The 16,094-nt window shown below is 60.0% G+C and carries 14 protein-coding genes; 9 read left to right on the top strand and 5 right to left on the bottom strand.

What is annotated here, in order from left to right; all coding sequences use genetic code 11:
• Positions 1 to 87: 87 nt before the first annotated feature.
• From dnaJ to F3J41_RS10355, 3 genes are all read left to right on the top strand, one after another.
• The gene (gene dnaJ, locus F3J41_RS10365; RefSeq protein WP_021508663.1) at positions 88 to 1,224 is read left to right on the top strand and encodes a molecular chaperone DnaJ; all 1,137 of its coding nucleotides are present in this window, start codon (positions 88 to 90) and stop codon (positions 1,222 to 1,224) included.
• A 376-nt stretch (positions 1,225 to 1,600) separates the two neighbouring features.
• Entirely contained in the window at positions 1,601 to 2,374 is a 774-nt protein-coding gene (locus F3J41_RS10360) for a siderophore-interacting protein (RefSeq protein ID WP_166711011.1), read from the top strand.
• Between the two features lie 85 nt (positions 2,375 to 2,459).
• Positions 2,460 to 2,999, top strand: a complete 540-nt coding sequence (locus F3J41_RS10355; protein ID WP_166711009.1) for a PadR family transcriptional regulator — start codon at positions 2,460 to 2,462, stop codon at positions 2,997 to 2,999.
• 5 nt (positions 3,000 to 3,004) lie between these two features.
• Here the strand turns inward: F3J41_RS10355 and F3J41_RS10350 are convergent, their stop codons facing one another.
• Complete coding sequence (locus tag F3J41_RS10350) at positions 3,005 to 3,292, bottom strand: SelT/SelW/SelH family protein (protein ID WP_021506610.1); 288 nt, start codon at positions 3,290 to 3,292, stop codon at positions 3,005 to 3,007.
• Between the two features lie 342 nt (positions 3,293 to 3,634).
• On the opposite strand from F3J41_RS10350, the gene F3J41_RS10345 reads away from it, so the two are divergent.
• From F3J41_RS10345 to F3J41_RS10325, 5 genes are read left to right on the top strand one after another with little or no spacing between them, the layout of a single operon-like run.
• Complete coding sequence (locus F3J41_RS10345; protein ID WP_166711007.1) at positions 3,635 to 6,001, top strand: TonB-dependent receptor domain-containing protein; 2,367 nt, start codon at positions 3,635 to 3,637, stop codon at positions 5,999 to 6,001.
• A gap of 50 nt (positions 6,002 to 6,051) precedes the next feature.
• Positions 6,052 to 7,083, top strand: a complete 1,032-nt coding sequence (locus F3J41_RS10340; RefSeq protein ID WP_166711005.1) for a hemin-degrading factor — start codon at positions 6,052 to 6,054, stop codon at positions 7,081 to 7,083.
• A complete protein-coding gene (locus F3J41_RS10335; protein ID WP_166711003.1) occupies positions 7,080 to 7,904 on the top strand; it encodes a hemin ABC transporter substrate-binding protein in 825 nt (274 codons plus the stop codon). The genes F3J41_RS10340 and F3J41_RS10335 overlap by 4 nt, the downstream gene beginning before the upstream one ends.
• Positions 7,897 to 8,898, top strand: a complete 1,002-nt coding sequence (locus tag F3J41_RS10330) for an iron ABC transporter permease (protein ID WP_166711001.1) — start codon at positions 7,897 to 7,899, stop codon at positions 8,896 to 8,898. Before F3J41_RS10335 ends, F3J41_RS10330 begins: the two co-directional genes overlap by 8 nt.
• Entirely contained in the window at positions 8,891 to 9,670 is a 780-nt protein-coding gene (locus F3J41_RS10325; RefSeq protein ID WP_166710999.1) for a heme ABC transporter ATP-binding protein, read from the top strand. The genes F3J41_RS10330 and F3J41_RS10325 overlap by 8 nt, the downstream gene beginning before the upstream one ends.
• A 17-nt stretch (positions 9,671 to 9,687) precedes the next feature.
• Here the strand turns inward: F3J41_RS10325 and F3J41_RS10320 are convergent, their stop codons facing one another.
• Entirely contained in the window at positions 9,688 to 10,680 is a 993-nt protein-coding gene (locus F3J41_RS10320) for an MDR family oxidoreductase (RefSeq protein WP_059011800.1), read from the bottom strand.
• A gap of 560 nt (positions 10,681 to 11,240) precedes the next feature.
• Between F3J41_RS10320 and F3J41_RS10315 the strand changes: the two genes are divergently transcribed.
• Positions 11,241 to 13,388, top strand: coding sequence for an ornithine decarboxylase (locus F3J41_RS10315; protein ID WP_166710997.1), 2,148 nt, complete (start codon positions 11,241 to 11,243; stop codon positions 13,386 to 13,388).
• Positions 13,389 to 13,456: 68 nt separating this feature from the next.
• Here F3J41_RS10315 and mltC read toward each other — a convergent pair whose 3' ends face one another.
• The 3 genes from mltC to mutY are packed head-to-tail and all read right to left on the bottom strand — an operon-like array spanning position 13,457 to position 15,947.
• Positions 13,457 to 14,536: a membrane-bound lytic murein transglycosylase MltC gene (mltC, locus tag F3J41_RS10310; protein WP_021506619.1), complete on the bottom strand. Its 1,080-nt coding sequence runs from the start codon at positions 14,534 to 14,536 to the stop codon at positions 13,457 to 13,459.
• A gap of 53 nt (positions 14,537 to 14,589) precedes the next feature.
• Positions 14,590 to 14,862 (bottom strand): oxidative damage protection protein, encoded by a 273-nt coding sequence (locus F3J41_RS10305; protein ID WP_010617014.1) that lies wholly within the window; start codon positions 14,860 to 14,862, stop codon positions 14,590 to 14,592.
• The gene (gene mutY / locus F3J41_RS10300) at positions 14,862 to 15,947 is read right to left on the bottom strand and encodes an A/G-specific adenine glycosylase (protein ID WP_166710995.1); all 1,086 of its coding nucleotides are present in this window, start codon (positions 15,945 to 15,947) and stop codon (positions 14,862 to 14,864) included. Before mutY ends, F3J41_RS10305 begins: the two co-directional genes overlap by 1 nt.
• Positions 15,948 to 16,094: the final 147 nt, after the last annotated feature.

The following is a 16,094-nucleotide window of genomic DNA, read 5'->3' as shown; positions in this document are numbered from 1 at the left end:
GCGACGGCTGGCCTGACAGCCGTTGAAACCAGCACGGGCGTCGGAGATCTCTCCACGCCCGTGCGATCATGTTAAGGGCAGAGAAAAATGGCTAAGAGTGATTTTTACGAGATCTTAGGCGTCTCAAAATCCGCCGATGAGCGCGAAATCAAAAAGGCCTATAAGCGCCTGGCGATGAAGTATCACCCGGACCGTAATCCGGGCGATAAAGAGGCCGAGACGAAATTCAAAGAGGTCAAGGAAGCCTACGAGATCCTCACCGATGCGCAGAAGCGTGCAGCTTACGATCAGTACGGTCATGCGGCGTTTGAGCAGGGCGGTGGTGGCGGCTTCGGCGGCGGCTTTGGTGGCGGCGGTGCCGACTTCAGCGATATCTTTGGCGACGTGTTCGGCGATATCTTTGGTGGTGGTCGCCGTCAGCGCGCCTCACGCGGCGCCGATTTACGCTACAACATGGAACTGACGCTGGAAGAAGCGGTACGCGGCGTGACCAAAGAGATCCGCATTCCTACGCTGGAAGAGTGTGATGTCTGCCACGGCAGCGGTGCCAAAGCGGGCACCCAGCCTCAGACCTGTCCGACCTGTCACGGTGCGGGCCAGGTACAGATGCGTCAGGGCTTCTTTACCGTGCAGCAAGCCTGTCCGACCTGTCACGGTCGCGGCTCGGTGATTAAAGATCCGTGCAACGCCTGTCACGGCCATGGCCGCGTTGAGCGCCAGAAAACGCTGTCGGTGAAAATCCCGGCAGGCGTCGATACCGGCGACCGTATCCGCCTCAGCGGAGAAGGTGAAGCGGGCGAACACGGCGCACCGGCTGGCGATCTGTACGTGCAGGTTTCGGTGAAGAAACACCCGATCTTCGAGCGTGAAGATAACAACCTGTACTGCGAAGTGCCGATCAACTTTGCCATGGCAGCGCTGGGCGGCGAGATTGAAGTGCCGACGCTCGACGGTCGCGTGAAGCTGAAAGTGCCGGCAGAAACCCAGACCGGCAAACTGTTCCGCATGCGCGGCAAAGGCGTGAAGTCGGTGCGCGGCGGTGCGGTCGGCGATCTGCTGTGTCGCGTGGTGGTGGAAACCCCGGTCAGCCTCAACGACAAGCAAAAAGCGCTGCTGCGCGAGCTGGAAGAGAGCTTCGGCGGACCCACCGGCGAGAAAAACAGCCCGCGTTCGAAAAGCTTCTTCGACGGCGTAAAGAAGTTCTTTGACGATCTGACCCGCTAATCGGGTGCGCAGACAGAAACAAGCGGAGAGGCAACTCTCCGCTTTTTTTATGCGCAGTTCTGCCAGGCAGATATTCAACGGGATTGTTTTTCGTCATTCACATCCCCGACAGCCGTTACCTTTCAAAAATACGCTGACACGCTGTAGGGTCGCCATTTATGGCGACCTCAAGCCGTGAAAATCCCCGCCAAAAAAACGCTTCCTCACCTTACAAAAACCGGCTCCGTTTTCGCCAATAGCATTTTTCGGCATTGCGTCGAAAATATATCATAGGTATCTTGCAAGGCGTTTAATGAGAATGATTTTCGATAACATGCACCATCAGCGGTGTGCGGCAGCGCAGTAGCGCGGGACCGTCGCTGCAGGGAGAGAAACGTTGCCAAACCCGACTCACTATCGCGCTCCACAACGCGTGCGCAATGAATTACGCTTCCGTCACATCACCGTCGCCAGCAAAACGCGGGTGGCCGATGCCTTCTGGCGCATCGTCTTTAGCGGCAGCGATCTGGCGGGTTTTCACTCGCCCTCTTTTGACGACCACATCAAAGTGTTTTTCCCGGATACGCCGGGCGGTGCGCTGGCGCTGCCACACATGACCGACGAAGGCATCGTCTGGCCTGACGGCGTGCGTCCGGCGGCGCGCGACTATACGCCGCTGGCCTTTAACGGCAGCGATTCGCTGACGCTGGATTTTTACATCCACGACGGCGGCGTCGCCAGCAGCTGGGCGAGTGCCGCTCAGCCGGGCGATCGCATTGCGATGGGCGGCCCGCGCGGCTCATGCGTCGTGCCGGTGGATTATGTCTGTCAGATTTATGTCTGTGATGAGACCGGTCTGCCGGCATTTAAGCGCCGCTATCAGGAAATGCAGGCACAGCAGATTCATCTGCTGGCCTGTGTTGATGAGCCAGTCGGCCGCGCGTATCTTGGCGACCTGCCGGACGTCACGGTGAGCTGGCTCGGCAGCGGCAACATGCAGGCTGAGGCGCTGACGCCGCTGCTTGACCCGATTATGCTGCCTGCTGATGACTACTTTATCTGGCTGACCGGCGAAGGCGCGGCGGTGAAACAGCTGAGCGATTACTTTACTCAGCAACGTGCGGCGCACAGCGAGCTGGTGCGCGCCGTCGCTTACTGGCATCAGAAATAACCGGCGCCCACCCGCTGCCGCCTGTGTTGAATTTTACCAGGCACCAGACTACTATCAACCTCCCTCAACTGACCCCGGGAAGGCGATGAAACAGCAGCGGGATGTTCCAGAGCACGCCGATGCGGCACAGCGTGCCAGCTGTGCCGGCGCACGCAGAAAGCGGCGCGAAAGGATGCTGGATGCCAGTGATATTCGCCTGCTGATGCTGCACTTTCTGGCCAGCGGCGCGGCGCACGGTTATGAGCTGATCAAATCGGTGGAAGAGTTGTCGAAAGGCGAATATTCCCCCAGCCCCGGCATTATTTATCCCAACCTGACGCTGCTGGAAGAGATGGACGCCATTCGCGTGGTGGATGCCCAGGCCACGCGCAAAGCCTACGCGCTCAACGATGCGGGCCGCGTGCTGCTGGCAGAAAATGGCGAAAACGTGGCGGTGATTATCGGGCGGCTCACTTCGCTGGCGATCCTGGTCAACAACCGCAGCATTCCGCAGGTAGAGCAGGCGATCCATACGCTTCGCTATACGCTCAATCACCGGCTGTCGCAGGAGCAGATTTCACCGGCCACGGTGGAGATTGTCGTGGCGGCGCTGCACGACGCGGCAGAGAAGATCGCCAACAGCTAAGCGCGTCACGGTTTCTTCTTGTCCACGTGCCCCAGTTCGCGATCCGGCCAGCAGACATCGCGCACCCGCTGCTTCAGTGCTGCCGCATCGGGAAAGCCGCCTTCCTGTTTGCGTTCCCAAATTACCTGACCATCAATGCTGATCTCGAACACGCCGCCGCTGCCGGGCTGGAGCGTGACCGCGCTGAGATCGCCGGCAAAGGTATGCAGCAGCTCCTGCGCCATCCACGCCGAACGCAGCAGCCAGTTACATTGGGTACAGTAGTGAATGGTTACTGCCGGTTTATCTGCCATCTTATCCCTCCTGTTAGTGCCTGATTAATCATGGGTTAACAAATTGTGCGCACAAAGATACATCTTGATGTAAATGATATTGATAATGATTAGCAATTGCATTAAATTGTTTTCGCCATCATTTTACTCTCTATAAATCCCACAGGCATCCCTGCGGCACCGCGGCCAGTTATATACGGCAGCTGTGCACTCAAGCGCGCATGACACTGTGCCACAGGTGCCGGGATCGATAACATTATCTGGCCAGCGTGACGCGCTGTTTCACGGTTTTTAGCATAAAGCCGTGTTTTTCTGGCAGCAAACAAGTGAGCGAATACTAACAATTAACCAGGTATTTCGCGCATGTCTTTCAACCTTCAGGGAACTGTTCAGCAGCGTCTGTGTAAAGTCGCTGTTCTTGCTTCAGCCATTCACGCAGCCTGCAGCTATGCCGCCAGCGACAGCAGTACGCTGGCGCGTTCCGCAGAGAACAACAGCAGCAATGAACCGGTAATGACCGTTACCGCACCAAAGCAGCAGGCTGGCAGCAAAACCACGCTCACCGCCAGCGATCTGCAAAAACGCGGCGCCAATGACTTCGGTTCGATCATGCGTTATGAGCCGCTGGTCAGCGCCACTGGCGCGGCGGGCGGTTCGTCAGCCGGTAAAAGCGGCTTTGACCGTGCAGGCTATACCGGCTACAACATTCGCGGGCTGGAAAGTAACCGTGTCGGTCTGGATATTGATGGCATTCCGGTACCGGACGCCACTGGTCGTCCGTACGTCAGTCGCGCCGGTAACAATACCTTCGGTATCGGTCGCGACTACATCGACCCGTATATGTTTGGCAGCGTCGAAATTGAGAAGGGCGCTACATCGGTGGAACAACCTAACACCGCAATCGGCGGTAACGTATCGTTTCATAACAAGTCGCCGGACGACTACCTCAGCAGCGATAAAACCCACTATTTCGGTTATCAGAGCGACTACAGTTCGGCAGACCGCAGCTGGCACAACGGCATCACCGCGGCGGCAGGGGATGATGAACTGCGCGGCCTGTTTGTCTACAGCCGCCGCGACGGCCAGCAGACGCGCAACAACAGCGGCGTAAAAGACGCCTACCCGGCCAACTGGCACTCGGATGCCTTTATGACGTCGGGCATCTGGCAGCCAAACGATCAGCACAAGCTGAGCGCCACCTTCGACTACTACCACAAAACCAATCACACCCACTACGATACCTGGGACAGCAGCAGCGGCAACACTATTTGGGGTACTGCGCAACAGCAGAGCGATTCGCGCCGCTGGGGCATTAACCTTGCCGATGAGTGGACGCCGTACAACGAGATGATCGATACGCTGACCACGCGAATTTACTGGCAGCAAACCCAGGCGCACGACACCACCTGGTTACCGACCAGCGCCAGTCAGTACGGCTTCGTCTACTCTGACTACAACGTCGATACCTTAGGGTTTGACACGCGCGCCAGCAAAACCCTCGGCCGCCACGAGCTGAGCGGCGGCGTCAACGCGCGCGTGGAGAACAGCGAGCGTCCGTTCCGCCAGGAGCCGAACCCAGGCACCTTCGGCACCATCACCCAGCCGCAGTCAGACAGCCGTTCCTGGACCGTGGCCGGTTATCTGCAGGATAAAATCAATTTCGATCTCGATAGCCACAATTTCGCGGTGATTCCCGGCGTGCGCGTTATTCATCAAAGCACCAAACCGAAGAACCTCGGCGATCTGACCAACGGCAGCACGGTGCTGACCGCAGAGCAGGTGGAAAAACTGTACGGCAAGACCAATTCAGACACCGAAGTGCTGCCGTCACTGACCTTCCAGTACGATATCAATCCGGCGCTCACCACCTGGCTGCAATATAAGCGCGGCGTGGAGTTCCCGACCACCAGCCAGCTGTACGGCTCGTGGAACCTTGGTTCAAGCTACGCCGGCAGCGCGCAGTATGCGCTGATTGGTAATGCCGATCTGAAAACCGAGACCAGCAACAATTTTGAGTGGGGTCTGAAAGGACAGCCGACCGACGGCATCACCCTCAATACCTCGGTGTTCTACAACACCTACAAAAACTTTATTGCCTACACCCGCTATCGCCGCGCCACCAACCCGGCGATGTTCGTCAATGTTCCGGCCAACATCTACACCAGCTATCAGGCTGAGAACCGCGACAAAGCCTACATTTATGGGGCGGAGATTAGCACCCGCGTCAACTACGGCAGCTGGTTCCCGACCGTGGATGGCCTGAGCAGCACGTTTGCGCTCGGCTACAGCGAGGGTAAAGCGAAATCCCGCTATCTGGGCGACAAATACATCGATCTCGACAGTGTCGCGCCGCTAAAAGCGATTGTCGGCGTCGCGTGGGACGACAAAGCGCGCGGTTACGGCGCGGCGCTCACCGCCACCTTCGTCAAAGGCAAACAGGCCAGCGCCACCAACCGTGAGAGCTACAGCAACAGCGGGGCGGCCATCAGCGACGCCAGCAGCGAATACATGCGCGTGCCGGGCTACGGCCTGATCGATGCCACCGCGTACTGGCAGCTGACGAAAAACGTCAGGCTGAGCGGCGGTGTCTACAACATTACCGATCGTAAATACTGGGATTACCTCAGCAGCCGCACGCTGACCAGCGCCAGCGCGCAGGAGCGCAACGACATCAATCTGGCCGTGATGCCGGGACGCACCTGGCAACTGGGCGTGAACGTCGACTTCTAATCACTTTTCGCCCTGCGGTGGCGCAGGGCATTTTCACGGGAGCAAGCGCAATGCATCAACGCTATCAACACTATCTGGCGCTGAAAGGCCAGCATCCAAAAATGTACGCGCGTGATTTAGCCGCGCTGATGGGCATAGGGGAAGCACAGCTGTGCGAAGCGCGCGTGGGCCACGACGCGCAGCCGCTGCGCGCCGATTTTCCGGCGCTGCTGACGGCGCTGTCGGCAGTGGGTGAGACCAAAAGTATTACGCGCAATGCCTGGGCGGTGCACGAACAGGTGGGAACCTACAGCAATCTGCATCTCGGCGAACATGGCGGGCTGGTGCTTAATCCGCGTGCGCTCGACCAGCGTCTGTTTCCCGCGCAGTGGCACAGTGCTTTCTTCCTGCACGAGCAGACCGCGCACGGCGAACGGCAGAGCATACAGATTTTCGATCGTCACGCTGATGCGGTGCTGAAAATTTACACCACCGCGCAAACGGAGATGCCGGCGTGGCAAGCGTTGATTGAGCGCTTCCGCCTGGCGCACGCGCCTCAGCTGCAGCCGCAGCCGGTCAGCGCCACGCCGTTCAGCGAGAGGGTGGATGCCGGCACTGTCGAAGCGGAGTGGCGTGCCATGACCGATGTGCATCAGTTCTTTGGCCTGCTGAAGCGTCACCATCTCTCGCGGCCGCAGGCGTTTCGCGCGGTGCCGGATGATTTAGCGCGTCAGGTGAGCAACACCGCGCTGGCAACGCTGCTAGCCCAGGTACAGCAGGATGGCAATGAAATCATGATTTTCGTCGGCAATCGCGGCTGTACCCAGATCTTTACCGGCACTATCGGGAAAGTGGTGCCGCTGGATAACTGGATTAACGTTTTTAACCCCACGTTCACGCTGCATCTGATGGCGGATCGCATTCACGAGAGCTGGGTGACGCGCAAGCCGGGCGGCGATGGCTTCGTCACCAGTCTGGAGCTGTTCGCTGCCGATGGCACGCAGATTGCCCAGCTGTACGGCCAGCGCAGCGAGGGCACGCCGGAACAGGCACGCTGGCGCGAGCAGGTGATGGCGCTGACGCCGACAGGAGCCGCCGCATGAAAGCGCTGATCCTGACACTGCTTGCTCTGCTGACGCTGCCGGCGTGGGCGGCGCAGCGCATCATTACTATCGGGGGCGATGTAACGCAGATCGTCTACGCGCTGGATGCGCAGGCGCAGCTGGTGGCGCGCGACAGCACCAGCCAGCATCCGGCGGCGGCCACCAGGCTGCCGGATATCGGCTATATGCGCCAGCTCAACGCGGAAGGCATTCTGGCACTGAAACCGACGCTGGTACTGGCCAGCGCGCTGGCTAAACCGTCGCTGGTGTTGCAGCAGGTGGCGGACGCCGGGGTAACGGTGGTGGAGGTCAGTGGGGATAACCGCCTCGATGCCATCACGGACAAAATCGCCACCATTGGCAACGCGCTGCAGCGTGAACAGGCGGCCCGCGCATTGATCGACAAGGTCAACAAACAGCGTGCGCAGCTACCGCAGCAGCCGCTGCCGGTGAAAGTGCTGTTTATCATGGCGCACGGTGGATTACGTACCCAGGCGGCTGGTGCGCAGACCGGCGCTGACGGCGCAATTCGCGCTGCCGGCCTGGTCAATGCCATGGGCGCGGTGCCGCACTATCAGCAGCTGTCGCAGGAGGGCGTCGTGGCGGCAGCACCGGATTTGGTGGTGGTCGGCGAAGAGGGGCTGCGCACGCTGGGTGGCGAACAGGCGGTGTGGGCGCTGCCGGGCCTGAAGCTCACGCCGGCCGGCCAGCATCACGCGCTGCTGGTGATTGACGAGATGGCGCTGCTGAGTTTCGGCCTCGATACGCCGGGCGCGATTTTGCGCCTGCGCCATGCGGCGGAAGCCGCGCAGCATGATTAACCGCCTGATGATGCGCTGGCTGATGTTAATGAGTATCAGCATGCTGGTGTGCATGCTGCTGGCGGCCAACCTCGGCGCGATGCCGCTGTCGCTGCGCACGCTGTGGCAGGCGCCGCTCAGCGATCTGGCCTGGCAAATCTGGCTTACAATTCGCCTGCCGCGCGTATTGCTGGCGGTGCTGACTGGCATGGCGCTGGCGGTGTCCGGTGCGGTGATGCAGGGGCTGTTTCGTAATCCGCTGGCCGATCCCGGACTGCTGGGTATCAGCAGCGGTGCCGGGCTGGCGGTGGCGCTCTCAGTGGTGTTGCCGGTCAGCCTGCCGCCGCTGCTGGCGCTGTGGCTGCCCTCGCTGGCAGCGTTTGCCGGCAGCCTGGTAGTGACGCTGCTGATCTTCAGCTTTAGCCGGCTGGCGCAGAGCCAGCTGGCGCGCCTGCTGCTGGTGGGCATTGCGATTAATGCGCTATGCGGCGCGGCGGTTGGCGTGCTGTCGTGGCTGAGCAACGACCAGCAGCTGCGTCAGCTGTCGCTGTGGGGCATGGGCAGCCTGACGGGTGCCCAGTGGCCGAGCCTGCTGGTGTGTGCGCTGCTGATCGTTCCGGCGCTGCTGCTGGTACAGACGCGCGCGCGTCGCCTCAATCTGCTGCAGCTGGGCGAAGAGGACGCGCACTATATGGGCGTCGATGTTAAACGCACGCAGCGCCAGCTGCTGGTGCTGAGTGCGCTGCTGGTGGGCACGGCGGTGGCGGTCAGCGGCATTATCGGTTTTGTCGGGCTGGTGGTGCCGCACGTGATGCGTTTTTGTCTCGGCAGTGACCACCGCTGGCTGCTGCCGGGCGCGGCGCTGGCGGGAGCGATTCTGCTGTTGCTGGCGGATACGCTGGCGCGCACCGTGGTGATTCCGGCCGAAATGCCGGTCGGGCTGCTAACCAGTCTGCTGGGGGGGCCGTGGTTCCTGTGGCTGATTCTGCGCCAGCAAAGGGGGCTGAATGAGTGAGCAGTTGCAGGCGCGCGGACTGCGGTTTTGCCGGGGAACGCGTACCTTAATCGATAATGTTTCCCTGACGCTGCCGCCGGGCGAAATGGTTGCCCTGATCGGTCCTAACGGTGCCGGTAAGTCGACGCTGCTGCGGCTGCTGACCGGCTTTCTGCACGCGGACGCCGGCGAATGCTGGCTGGGCGATCGTCCACTGGCGGCCTGGCCACGCGAACCGCTGGCGCAGCGCCGCGCAGTGATGCGCCAGCAAAACAGCGTCACCTTTCCGCTGCCGGCTGCCGACGTGGTGGCGATGGGGCGCGCACCCTGGCCGACCGGTAACTGCCAGGCGGTGGTGCAGGAGGTGATGCAGTTAACCGGCAGCGCGCCGCTGGCGCAGCGCGACTATCGCTCGCTGTCGGGCGGGGAACAGCAGCGCGTGCAGCTGGCCCGGGTGCTGGCGCAGCTGTGGCATGACGACGGCCCGCGCGGCTGGCTGTTGCTGGATGAACCCACCTCCGCGCTCGATCTCTACTGGCAGCAGTCCTCTCTGCGCCTGCTGCACCGGCTGACGCGCAATGGCCGTTTTAGCGTCTGCGCGGTGCTGCACGATTTGAATCTGGCCTCACTGTGGTCGGATCGGGTGTTATTGTTACACCACGGCCAGCTGGTGGCGCAGGGCGCACCGCACGCGGTGATGACCGAACCGATCCTGACGCGCTGGTATCAGGCCGACCTGCAGGTGGTTACGCCGCCAGCGCAGGATCGGCCGCAGATACAGTTGCGGCCATAACAGCACCCTGCACCGGGTCAGGGCGCCTGGCGGCAATCGACAATCAGCCGACCACGCACCTGGCCCGCCAGCAGCTGTTCTGCGCCTGCGCGCGCCTCACTCAGTGGAATCACTTTGGTCATCTGCTCCAGCAGCGCGCCGTCAACCAGCTCCGCCAGACGCTGCCACGCCTGCTGACGCAGCGGTTTGGCGCACATCACGCTGTCTACGCCGGCCAGCGTAACGCCGCGCAGAATAAACGGCGCAACGCTGGTGGGCAGATCGAGGCCCTGCGCCATGCCGCAGGCGGCGACCACGCCGTCGCGCTGGATCCCGGCTAACACATTGGCCAGCGTGTGGCTGCCGACGCTATCGATCGCGGCGGCCCAGCGCTCTTTCGCCAGCGGTTTGCCGGGCGCGCTCAGTTCGTTACGGTCGATAATCGCGGAGGCGCCGAGCGTATCGAGCAGGTAGGCGCTGTCGCTGGCGCGGCCGCTGGATGCCACCACCTCATAGCCGAGACGCGCCAGCAGGCTCACGCTGAAGCTGCCCACACCGCCGCTGGCACCGGTAACCAGTACCGGACCGTGCTGCGGTGTGATGCCCTGTTTTTCCAGCGCCAGCACGCACAGCATTGCGGTAAAGCCGGCGGTACCAATCGCCATGGTTTGCAGCGGGCTGAGCGCCGCCGGGACCTTGACCAGCCAGTCGCCGGAGACGCTGGCTTTCTGCGCCAGCCCGCCCCAGTGTTTTTCACCCACGCCCCAGCCGGTGAGCAGCGCAACATCGTCCTGCTGCCACTCCGGATGACGGCTGTGGATCACCCGGCCAACAAAATCGATGCCCGGCACCATGGGAAACTGGCGCACAATCGGCCCTTTATTGCAGATGGCCAGCGCGTCTTTGTAGTTGAGGGTGGAGTAGCTTACTTCGAGGGTAACATCCTGATCGGGCAATTGTTGCTCTGACAGATCCTGCAGGGATGTGCGGTATCCCTGTTCATCATTTTCAATGACCAGTGCCTTGAACATGCAGCCTCCGGCTGGTTGGGAGAAGTGCGCTCCATAGTACGCTTCTGCCGCAGGGAGTGCCAGGCGGATGGGCGCGGCAGGCGGTCGCTATCGCACCGGTGTTACATTCTGCATAACTTTGCGTAATCTTCGACTATTCAGGCAGTTAAAAATAGACGCGTTAACTATTATTCATGTAAATCAATGAAGTAGCGCATTGGCGTTCTGCATCAAAATTCCGCCCTGATTGGTTGTTCGCGGGAAAAAAAGATGCCATCATGTCGCCCGAATTTATTCCCCATCTTCATCGCTGAGGACGCCGCCATGTCCGGTACAATGCACATCTGCACTTGTCGCCGTGCGCTTCATGACAAGCGCGCCTCTGTCATCTGTTGTTCGCATTTCCCGCTCACTATGCGGTGAGGCTACGCCCCGTTCGCTGTTGGATATGAGTAAAGACAGACGCGATCTGGCTTTACTGATGTCTATCGGTTGCGGCCGCCGGACGTTATTCGCCGGGGAAATTTCCTCATTGCTGTGCCACTGGCACCCACTCATCCTTCATTACGGGGATTTGTGTTATGAACCCATTGAAAATTGCTGCCAGCGTAGCGGTAGCGCCAAGCCTGAGTCTCAACACCGCGCGCGACGTGGTGACGCTGGATAATACCGATTTCACCGACGTGGCCGCGGTAGTGGTCTCGCTGGCCGATACACGCAGCGGCGTGCTGACGCTGCTGCGCCAGACTGGCTTCAATCTGCCGGTGTTTGTCGCGAACGCCTTTGATGACGCGGTGCTGACGCTGCCGGGCGTGACCGGAGAGATCAACGGCGCAGCGGAAGAGTGGCAGGCGCTGGAGCAGGCGGCGCAGGCGTACGAGGCGGAACTGCTGCCGCCGTTTTTCGACATCCTGACGCGCTATGTCGATATGCAGAACAGCACCTTTGCCTGTCCGGGCCATCAGGGCGGGGCGTTTTTCCGCCGCCATCCGGCCGGACGCCAGTTTTATGAGTTCTACGGCGAGAACGTCTTTCGCTCCGATATGTGTAACGCGGACGTCAAGCTGGGCGATTTACTGATCCACGAAGGCTCGGCCAAGGATGCGCAGAAATATGCCGCGCGCGTGTTCAACGCCGATAAAACCTACTTCGTGCTGAACGGCACCTCCAGCGCCAACAAAGTGGTGACCAATGCGCTGCTGACGCGCGGCGATCTGGTGTTGTTTGACCGCAATAACCATAAATCTAACCACCACGGTGCGCTGATCCAGGCAGGCGCCACGCCGGTTTATCTGGAAGCGGCGCGTAACCCGTTTGGCTTCATTGGCGGCATTGATGCGCACTGTTTCGACGAGACGTATCTGCGCGAGCAGGTGCGCCAGGTCGCGCCACAGCGCGCGGATCAGCCGCGTCCGTTCCGGCTGGCGATCATCCAGCTTGGTACCTACGATGGCACGGTATACAACGCGCGCCAGGTGGTGGATCGCATCGGGCATCTGTGTGACTACATTCTGTTTGATTCGGCATGGCTGGGTTATGAGCAGTTTATTCCGCTGATGGCCGGCTGCTCGCCGCTGACGCTGGAGCTCAATGAGAACGATCCGGGGATTTTTGTCACCCAGTCGGTGCATAAGCAGCTGGCGGGCTTCTCGCAGACTTCGCAGATTCACAAGAAAGATAACCATATTCGCGGCCAGAAACGTTTCTGCCCACACAAGCGGCTGAACAACGCGTTTATGCTGCACGCCTCAACCAGCCCGTTCTATCCGCTGTTCGCTGCGCTGGATATCAACGCCAGAATGCATCAGGGCGAAGCGGGGCGCAGCATGTGGCACGACTGCGTCACGCTGGGCATTGAGGCACGCAAAGCAATCCTCGAGCGCTGCAGCCTGATTCAGCCCTTCCTGCCGGAGCAGGTGCACGGCAAGCCATGGCAGGCGGCAGAAACCGCCACCATCGCCGCCGATCCGGCGTATTTCAGCTTCGAACCGGGCGCGAAGTGGCACGGTTTTGCCGGTTACGATGCCGGACAGTATCTGGTGGATCCGTGCAAGCTGCTGCTCACCACGCCAGGCATCGATGCCACCAGCGGCGAATACACCCGCTTTGGCATTCCGGCCACCATTCTCGCCAACTATCTGCGCGAGAACGGTATCGTACCGGAGAAGTGCGATCTCAACTCAATCCTGTTCCTGCTGACCCCAGCGGAAACGCCGGAAAAAATGGCGCATCTGGTGGCGATGCTGGAGCAATTTGAACAGCACGTGCGGGAAGATGCGCTGCTGGCCGAAGTGCTGCCGAGCGTGTATCGCAGGCACGTCGAGCGCTATCAGGGCTACACGCTGCGTCGCCTGTGCCAGGAGATGCACGATTTGTACGTCAGCTACGACGTTAAGGATCTGCAGCGCGACATGTTCCGTCAGGCGTGTTTCCCGAAAGTCGAGGTCAATCCGCAGGATGCGCATCAGGCGTATATTCGCGGTGACGTTGAGCTGGTGCCGATCGCCAGCGCCGAAGGGCGCATTGCCGCCGAGGGGGCGCTGCCGTATCCGCCGGGTGTGCTGTGCGTGGTGCCAGGCGAAACCTGGGGCGGGGCAGTGCAGCGCTATTTCCTCGCGCTGGAAGCGGGTATCAATCTGCTGCCGGGCTTTTCACCGGAGTTGCAGGGGGTTTACACCGAGGAGGATGACAGCGGGCACAAGCGGTTAGTGGCGAATATGATGTTGTAGGAGGGGGCTGTTCCCCCATCGCACGCCACCTTCTCCCGCAGGCGGGAGAAGGTGGCGATGAGCGCGAATCAATAACGGTGGTAGCTGCGCTGTGCCTGGCTCACTTTGTACAGATAGCGGCGCGACTCGGCCGACGGATGATTGGTGGTCAGCGTCTGATACACCTGGCTCGGTGACATGCCGTTGATGGTGGCGAAGGCGCGGTCTTTATCGCTGGAGAACACGCGCAGCACGCTGCCCGCCCCGCCGTTATAAGCGGTGATCACTGCGTAACGGCGCGACAGCGGATCCTGAATCCCGCCGAGATAGCTCTTCTGCAGCAGCGACAGATATGCGGTACCGGCATCAATGTTATTGGCCGGATCGAGCAGATAGCTGCGGCTCGGTTTACCCCATTTGCCCTTCATGCGGAACACATCGACCCCGGCAGTATGCTGCACCACCTGCATCAGACCCAGCGCATCGGCGTTGCTTACCGCATAGGGGTTGAAGCTCGATTCGGTCTGCATGATCGCCAGAATCAGCGAGGCATCAACGCCATACTGTTCGGCGGCTTTGCGCACCAGCGGCAGATATTTATGCGCACGCTTGTCGAGGTGGTTAGGCACCATCGGAATGGTCACCGACCAGATAACGTGCAGCCCGGAGGTGCGTTTCTGCAGTTTGTTCTGGATCAGGTAATCAGCAAAGTTACCGGCGCGTCCCTGCCAGCGGATCGGCTGACCGGTATTATCCAGCACCTGGCCGTACAGCAGCGGCTCTTTACTGATCTGAATATCGTTGGCGTCGGAGTAGAGATCGACGTTGCCCGGATCGTCACCAATCAACAGCGTGGTGATGATGGCCTGACGCAGGCTGGCCATCGGATCGGTGCCGGAAATGGTCTCAATGGTGATGCTACCGCTGTCGAAGTTGATGTGACTGCGGGTGTAATAGTTATCGCTGTATTTGACGTAGTCCTTGGGTCCGGCGATCAGAACCTCATTGATTCCCCAGATATTCTCGATGTTGGCGGCAAACTGCCCCATCAGAATGTCAAAACCGTTGGTGTCCTTAACCCACTCTTCATGGTACTGCGATTTTTTTTGTCCGGAGCAGGAGACTAACAGGGGTGCGATGACCAGCAGTGCTATCAGTTTTTTATTCATTGTGAATGCGTGCCTGACTCGAAAAAAGGGCCTCAAAGGGAGGCCCTGAACGTTTATTTTTCTGGCGGGGTGTAACCTTCAATGTGCACATCTTTGCCTTCGAACAGGAAATTCACCATCTCCTTCTCCAGCACTTTGCGATCTTCCGGGTTCATCATGTTGAGCTTCTTCTCGTTGATCAACATGGTCTGCTTGGACATCCACTGCTGCCAGGCTTCTTTGGAAATCTCATTGTAGATGCGCTTACCCAGTTCGCCAGGATAGAGCTGAAAGTCCTGGCCTTCAGCGTCGCGTTGCAGATAAGTACAAAAAATGGTGCGGCTCATTACTCTTCCTCTTCGGTCAAACTGGTTCGCAGTTGAAGCTGCCGGGGATGGCGCAGCTCATGCAGCAGGCGCTCTACCGGCGCGGCCAGCCCCACTGACGGTGGTTGCGCTAAGTTATACCAGAGACCGCCGGCTTCATCCATCAGCGACCCGGAGGAAGGCCACGCCAGCCACATAGGCACAATATCTAAGTGGAAATGGCTGAAGGTGTGACGAAACGCGGTAAGCTGCTGCGGTTTCGCGTGGATGCCGCGCGCCGCCAGCCAGTCAGTCAGCGCTTGCTCACTGGTGAACTGCGGGAAGCAGAACAGGCCGCCCCACAAACCCACCGGCGGACGCTGTTCCAGAAACACCTCGTCGCCGTGCTGCAGCATCAGGAACCAGCCGCTGCGCTCTGGCAGCGTGACTTTCGGTTTCTTACCGGGATAGTCAGCCCAGTTGCCCTGTGCATAGGCCGCGCAGCCGCTGTTAAGCGGGCAGATGTCGCATTTCGGGCGGGAGCGAGTACACACTAACGCGCCGAGATCCATCATCGCCTGATTGAACTGGCTGACGCCTTCCGCTGGCGTGACGTCTTCACTGATCTGCCACAGTCGCTTCTCCACCTCTTTTTTGCCCGGCCAGCCGCTCACTGCATAGCAGCGCGCCAGCACGCGTTTTACGTTGCCGTCGAGGATCGGGAAATGCAGGCCAAGCGACAGCGACAGGATCGCGCCCGCCGTGGATCGGCCGACGCCTGGCAGCGCCGCGACGTCATCGAAATGGGGCGGGAATACGCCGCCGTGCCGCTCAACCACCTGTTTAGCCGCCTTGTGCAGGTTACGCGCCCGTGCGTAATAGCCGAGACCGGTCCACAGATGCAGCACTTCATCAAGCGGCGCGGCGGCCAGGTCGGCAACCGTGGGGAAGCGCGCCATAAAGCGTTCGAAATAGGGAATAACGGTGGCAACCTGCGTCTGCTGCAGCATCACTTCGGAGAGCCACACCTTATAGGGCGTTTTCTCCAGCTGCCACGGCAGAGTTTTACGGCCAAAGCGTTGGTACCACTCCAGCACCTGTTGCGCGAACTGCGGCGCCTGCATCATAAGAAGGAAATTTTCCGTGTTTACTCTACAATCAGGCAGGAATTCCAGCACAGAGACATCAGGGTGTAAACCGGAAGATTGCAAAGGCTTGCTTCTGTTACTTAACTTTGCATAATGCCCGTTTCCCTGAACAGGCTAACCAGCAGG

The sequence above is a fragment of the Pantoea sp. Ap-870 genome, from assembly GCF_011752515.1.
Lineage (GTDB): Bacteria > Pseudomonadota > Gammaproteobacteria > Enterobacterales > Enterobacteriaceae > Pantoea > Pantoea dispersa.
The sequence above is the reverse complement of the archived record's forward strand: the minus strand, read 5'-3'. Positions and strand labels throughout refer to the sequence as shown.

Excerpts from the sequence above, each read along its gene's own strand:
- F3J41_RS10305 (WP_010617014.1), bottom strand. The coding sequence starts at position 14,862 with ATGAGCCGCACCATTTTTTGTACTTATCTGCAACGCGACGCTGAAGGC.
- F3J41_RS10330 (WP_166711001.1), top strand. The coding sequence starts at position 7,897 with ATGATTAACCGCCTGATGATGCGCTGGCTGATGTTAATGAGTATCAGC.
- F3J41_RS10350 (WP_021506610.1), bottom strand. The coding sequence starts at position 3,292 with ATGGCAGATAAACCGGCAGTAACCATTCACTACTGTACCCAATGTAAC.
- mutY (WP_166710995.1), bottom strand. The coding sequence starts at position 15,947 with ATGATGCAGGCGCCGCAGTTCGCGCAACAGGTGCTGGAGTGGTACCAA.
- F3J41_RS10340 (WP_166711005.1), top strand. The coding sequence starts at position 6,052 with ATGCATCAACGCTATCAACACTATCTGGCGCTGAAAGGCCAGCATCCA.
- F3J41_RS10320 (WP_059011800.1), bottom strand. The coding sequence starts at position 10,680 with ATGTTCAAGGCACTGGTCATTGAAAATGATGAACAGGGATACCGCACA.
- F3J41_RS10355 (WP_166711009.1), top strand. The coding sequence starts at position 2,460 with ATGAAACAGCAGCGGGATGTTCCAGAGCACGCCGATGCGGCACAGCGT.
- F3J41_RS10345 (WP_166711007.1), top strand. The coding sequence starts at position 3,635 with ATGTCTTTCAACCTTCAGGGAACTGTTCAGCAGCGTCTGTGTAAAGTC.
- dnaJ (WP_021508663.1), top strand. The coding sequence starts at position 88 with ATGGCTAAGAGTGATTTTTACGAGATCTTAGGCGTCTCAAAATCCGCC.
- F3J41_RS10335 (WP_166711003.1), top strand. The coding sequence starts at position 7,080 with ATGAAAGCGCTGATCCTGACACTGCTTGCTCTGCTGACGCTGCCGGCG.
- mltC (WP_021506619.1), bottom strand. The coding sequence starts at position 14,536 with ATGAATAAAAAACTGATAGCACTGCTGGTCATCGCACCCCTGTTAGTC.
- F3J41_RS10315 (WP_166710997.1), top strand. The coding sequence starts at position 11,241 with ATGAACCCATTGAAAATTGCTGCCAGCGTAGCGGTAGCGCCAAGCCTG.
- F3J41_RS10325 (WP_166710999.1), top strand. The coding sequence starts at position 8,891 with ATGAGTGAGCAGTTGCAGGCGCGCGGACTGCGGTTTTGCCGGGGAACG.